Origin of the sequence: uncultured Lentibacter sp., assembly GCF_937123735.1 — a bacterium.
Classification (GTDB): domain Bacteria; phylum Pseudomonadota; class Alphaproteobacteria; order Rhodobacterales; family Rhodobacteraceae; genus Lentibacter.
In genome coordinates, this window is record NZ_CAKZKL010000003.1 from 1 (window position 1) to 5483 (window position 5483).

The following is a 5483-nucleotide window of genomic DNA, read 5'->3' on the forward strand; positions in this document are numbered from 1 at the left end:
GTGGTTGCTGTGGCCTGGGCCTGAAACGGGCCAAGGGGCTGATATTCCCAGGCCTGAATGTCGCGGGCCGACCAGTCGTTCAGCAACACATATCCAAAGATCGCATCATCGGCTTCTTGCACGGTGATCGGCCCGCCTGAAGGGGCCGCCTGCTGGTGTGGCGCCTGCGGGGCGGGCGCAAAGGCCTGCGCGTCCAGTGCCTCTAGCGCCTCCAGGCTGCGCAAGAGCTGCTCCTCCTCACTCGGTGGCGGGGCCGGCATATCTGCCTGCACGTCCGCATCTGGTGGAGAGGAGTCCTCCCCAAGCACTTCGGAAATCAACGCCTGACGGGCCTCACGGCTCAGGGCCTTGCGCGGGGTGCGCGAAAACGACGGACGCTCAGCCATGCCAGCTCCAATCCGGCGCTGTCACGGCCCATTCTTGGCAAAAACGGCTTTGTTTCTGCGTCACGCGTCACCTGTCTTTCAATTTGTTGTCTTCAGGGTTTTCTCTTGCCCCTTTTGATCAGAGAAATTTGTCGAAAATATGCCCTATCAGGAGATTTTTGCCTTAAAATCCGAAAAGTTCCGCCTCAGCGATGGCTTTTTGCACAAAGGCGTCGTGGTTTGCTTCGGGTTGCCATCCCAGCAGCTGTTTGGGCTTTGTATTGTCAAAGGGCGAGAGATGTGCGCGGCTTTTCCAGTCAGCATAGGAGGGGCGGGTGAGGCCTTTGCGGCGCAAAATCCGGGTTTTGAGCACAAACTTGACAGCATCAGCCGCATAAAAGGCCCAAAGTGGCCCGGCGCTGAGCTTGATCCGCGCGCCAAGCTGGTTGTTTATTGCGTCAAAATAGTCGCGCGCCGTGAGCATGGGCTCGCCGATCAGGTTGAAGCTCTCGCCCAGGGCCGCTGGGTGGCGCGCCATGAGAATGAGCCCGTCCACAACATCCTCAATCAGCACAAAGGGCAGAATGTTGGTGCCGCGTCCCCAGATCTTCACCGCCCCCGCGCCGTGCCAGCGGCCAATACCCCAATGCTGCAAAGGCCCGCCTTGGCCCACGACAATGCCGGGCCGCGCAATGCTGACTGGCAGGCCATGGCTGCGGTGCATCGCCATCAGCCGCGCCTCGCATTCGGCCTTGGAGCGGGCGTAAATGTTGCGCGCCTGCATATCTTTGCCAAAGCCTGTGTCCTCGGTGATGCTGCGGGCAGGGTCGGACATATCATAAGAAGCAATCGTGCCGGTATAAACGAGCCGCGTCACCCCCGCCGCCATAGCCGCACGCGCCACGCGCTCGGCCACGGCCACGTCATTCTCCAGCGCCGCTTCCCATGTTTTGTCATCCGATTTCGCAAGGTTGTAGACCTCTTCAATCCCTTGCATCGCCTCGGTTAGCGCGGCTTCGTCGCGCAGGTTTACGGCCACGGTTTCCACCCTGTTGGCAATGTCCTCAAACGGCCCTGTCTTGCCGCGCGAGAGCACGCGCACATGGGTGCCGCTCTCTGCCAGCCTGCGCGTGAGCGCGCGGCCGATAAAGCCTGTCCCGCCAATCACAAGCGCGGTGGGCTTGGGCGTTCTGGGCGGCTTTTTTACGGGGGCCTCGGCAGGCAAACGCGCCAGCACAGCGTCAATCGCGCGCATCACGGCCTCGCCGCTTTCGCCCGTATAGCGCGCATCGAGCGCGCGGCCCTCATTGATCGCGCCATAGACCTCGGCGCACATCCCGCGAAAGCTCAGCCCATAGGGCGAGCGCTGGTTGAGCGAGCTGAGCTGGCGCGTGGCGTTCACAACCCCTTCGCGCAACTGGGCAAAGCTCTGGCTCAGCGCGTTGCGCAAGGGGTTGAGCACAAGGTCCGAGGTGTTCACCCCCGTGACCACAAGTGTGTCATTGGCATAATCCATCCGCGCCATCGCCGATGAGCCGCGCAGGGTGACAGATCGGTCCTCATAGGTCTCCACCAGCGCAATGTTGAACGTCACATCCACGCCGCCCGCGCGCGCCAGAATACGCCAACCCTGCGGGCGCGTGCCACCGCCGGGCAGGGCCACGGGGTTTGACAGTTCCAGATGCAAAATCTCCGGTGCGCCGAAGAGATCCTGACAAAAAGCAAACAACTGTGGCCCCAGCTCCAAGAGCAAATTGCGCGTCTCGCGCATGAGCCAGATGCCATAGGGCCCCGCGCGCAAGGGCCCCAGCGGAAAGCACCAGGTGATCTCCGCCGTTGAGACGCGCCCCAGATCGCCCGCCTGAAGCTGGCGCTTCAGCCGCTGATAGCTTGGCAGGCCGAGAAAGTTATGCCCCGCCGCAAACTGCACGCCCTTGGCCTCTGCCGCTCTGCGCATTTCGGCCACATCTGCGCCTGACAGCGCCACAGGTTTTTCCACCAGCACATGCAAGCCGCCCGCGATACACTCTTCTGCCACCACGCGGTGATAATCGGGCGGGGTGAGCACATGCACCGCCTCACAGGCCCCCGCCGCGAGCATTTCGGCCACCGAGCCGTAAGCGGCAATGCCGCGCGCCGCACCAAAAGCCTTGGCCGCCGCCGCGTTGGAGTCTACCACACAGGCTAGCTCTGCGCCCGCCGTGGCCGCAATCGCATCGGCGTGCCAGTCCGCGATATAGCCCGCGCCGATGATCCCGATTTTGGTCACTTTGCTCATACCAGCCTCACTTATACTCGATAATTTCCATGCGGCTGCCCAGCCGCTTGCGCTTGCGGTAGGTCACCGCGCCGATGATATTGGGGAACTTTGACAAAAAGAGGTAAACCGCGTGTCGCCACGCGCGCGCGCGCGCCAGCCCGTCAGCCTCCAGCCCGCGCACCGTGCGGGCGTAGGACACGGCATAAAGCAGCCCGATCAGCGCCAAAAGCGGCCAGAACAAGACCGCGCCAATGAGGCCAAGCAGCGGCAAAACACCGCCAAACAGCCACATCCGCCGTCGCTCGCGCACAAAATACTCGGGGTGCAAATCATTCACCTGCTCAAAGCCATGGCCCGTGCGCGTCGCACGGCTCCACCACTGCGAAAAGCGGGTCATATGCGCATCATGATGCGTCATCGGAATGGGCAGGCGTTTGAGGATATGCCCCGCCTTCCTGAGCCGCGTGCAAAACTCGTCGTCCTCGGCCGCTATGACCTCGGGGTTGAAACCGCCCACAGCCTCAAAAGCGCGCGCCCGCACCATCATATCACCGCCGCAGGCCAGGATCTCGCCCGCGGGCCTGTGCCACTCAAAATGGCACATCTCGTTGTAAATGCTGGCGTCTGGATGAATTTCCGCGCGCCACCCAGTGACCAGCCCAAGCCTGTCATCGGCTTCCAGCGCCTTTGCCGCATGGGTCAGATAGCCCGGCTCAAGCGTGCAATCCCCATCGACAAATTGCACAAGTTCGGGCGCCTCGCCCCGCGCCACGCTCCGCCCAACCCCCGCGTTGCGCGCCCGCGCCGCCGTGAAGGGCAGCTCAGCGCTCAAAAGCAGCGTCTCAGCCCCAAGCGCCTCTGCGGCCTCAAGCGAGCCATCGGTCGAGCCGCTGTCCACATAGATCAGAAGGTCCACCTCTCCCTGCATCGAGCGCAAGCAGTTCACCAGCCGCTGCCCCTCGTTGCGGCCAATCACAACAGCGCCAATCTCGCCGCTCGTGCTCATGGGGTTGCCTCCAAGGGGGCAGGGCGCAAACGCGCGCTGCGCCCCTGTGCATAGGCTTCAAACAGCGCCGCAAGCCTGCGCGCTTCCACATTGGCGTCAAACTCCGCCACCACAGCCGCGCGCCCCTTTGCGCCCATCGCGGCGGCGCGCGCAGGGTCTGCCAGAAAGGCGGCAATCGCTGCGCGCAAGCCCGCCTCATCGCCCGCCGGCACAAGCCAGCCGCTCTCGCCGTTCTTCACAAGCTCCGGCACACCGGCAATCTGGGTGGCAATCACAGCGCGCCCAGCGGCCATGGCCTCCATCAGCACCACAGGCAAGCCCTCGGCAAAGCTTGGCAACACCAGCGCGCTGCTCTTGGCCAAGAGCGCTGCCACCTCATCCTGGCTCTGATAGCCCAGAAGGCGCACCCGTGCCTCAAGCTTCAGCGCGCCAATCAGCGCCTCCACATCGCCGCGCTGCGGCCCGTCACCCACAATCGCAAGCCGCGCCTCAGGCAGATCGGCCAGCGCGCGCAAGAGCACCGGCAGGCCCTTCACAGGCGCAAGACGGCCCACAAACACAAGCTCCGCACTGCCTTCGGGCGCGCCCTGATAGCGCGCAGGCTCCACGCCGCAATGCACGATATGCAGCTTGCTCCAGTGGCGCTCGTGCGAAAAGGCCATCGCTTGGGAGCGGCAGAAATGGCTGATACAGCTCACAAAACTGGCCCGCGCGATCTTTTCGTCCAGCCGCCAGTGATGCGGCTCAAAGAAAATATCCGGCCCATGGAGGGTAAAGGAAAACGCAATACCGCTCATTTCGCTGGCCAGCGTGGCCACAGTGCAGCTTGATTTGGCAATGTGATTGTGCAGATGGGTGCTGCCTGTGGCCTGCATATGGCGCGCCAGAACCCCAGCCTCGGCAAAGTAAAACATCTGGTAAGCCCGCGCTTTCACGCCCTTGGGGGCGGTCTGCCAGGCCAAGGCCAGCGCCTTGAACCAGCGCTTTGGCGCGCGGGCCAGAAGCGCGCCATGCGCTTTCAACAGCCGCAGCGGGTTCTTCGCCGCCTCCAGCACATGAAAGGTGTGCGCCGCCTCCCTGCGCTGTTCCTCTCCCACATGATGCTGCGGTCCGGTGCGGCGGATGCTGGCGGTGTGAACGGTCAGCCCGGCGGCCCGCAAGCCGGCCACTTCACGCTGGATAAACGTGTCCGTGGCGCGGGGGTATTCCCCGGTCAGATACATGAGCGTCATGGGACAGACCTCTGTGCAGGAGGGCGCACAAAGCGGTGCGCCGGCAACCACCCCAAGCGCGCCATGGCGCGCATGTTGGGGTAGTCATGCGCGGCCATCCGCGCATGCAAGACCTGTGGGCGCAACAGGCCCGGCGCGCGCGCGCCCAGAAGCGCTTCGGCCAGATGGGCGAAAGGCAAGAGCAACCGCCAGTGCAGCGGCACATGCAGCCCAGCGCCCCATGCGCGGATGAACTCCGCCCGCATGGGCGGCGCGCTCTCGATCAGGTTGAGCGCCTCGCAATGGCTGCTGGGCGCGGTTTCTGCCGCCCGAAGAACCGCAGCGGCCGCATCTTGAACGTGCAGGAGCGGCAGGGCGCCGCGCCGCGCAAGGCTGATGAGCACCGGCCCGAACGCGAGACCAATATGGGCGTTCCAGCGGCGGCGGCTGTCATAAAGCGCCCCACGGCGCAGCCGCCAGCAACTTAGCCGGCTTTGGCAAAGCGCGACCTCCTGCGCCAGTTTGGCGGCCACATAGGGCTCGCGGCGGGCGGGGTCGGGCTCGAGCGGGGTTTGCTCGGTCACCTTAAAGCCCGCGCGCGCGTCATAAACGGCGATCGAGCTGGCCAAGACCACGCGTGG

General features: G+C 64.1%; 4 protein-coding genes and 1 pseudogene. All 5 read right to left on the reverse strand.

Annotated features, from left to right (window positions below; all coding sequences use genetic code 11):
- Positions 1-386, reverse strand: a 386-nt coding sequence (locus Q0478_RS00075; RefSeq protein WP_298674697.1) for a fumarylacetoacetate hydrolase family protein, incomplete at its 3' end; no start/stop codon positions are given.
- 163 nt (positions 387-549) lie between these two features.
- Positions 550-2643, reverse strand: a complete 2094-nt coding sequence (locus Q0478_RS00080; protein ID WP_298674700.1) for an NAD-dependent epimerase/dehydratase family protein — start codon at positions 2641-2643, stop codon at positions 550-552.
- A 7-nt stretch (positions 2644-2650) separates the two neighbouring features.
- Positions 2651-3631, reverse strand: coding sequence for a glycosyltransferase (locus Q0478_RS00085; RefSeq protein ID WP_298674702.1), 981 nt, complete (start codon positions 3629-3631; stop codon positions 2651-2653).
- Complete coding sequence (locus Q0478_RS00090) at positions 3628-4863, reverse strand: glycosyltransferase family 4 protein (RefSeq protein WP_298674705.1); 1236 nt, start codon at positions 4861-4863, stop codon at positions 3628-3630. The genes Q0478_RS00085 and Q0478_RS00090 overlap by 4 nt, the downstream gene beginning before the upstream one ends.
- Positions 4860-5483 (reverse strand): annotated as a pseudogene (locus Q0478_RS00095) (NAD(P)-dependent oxidoreductase); the annotation flags it as partial. The pseudogene Q0478_RS00095 and the gene Q0478_RS00090, both read right to left, overlap by 4 nt.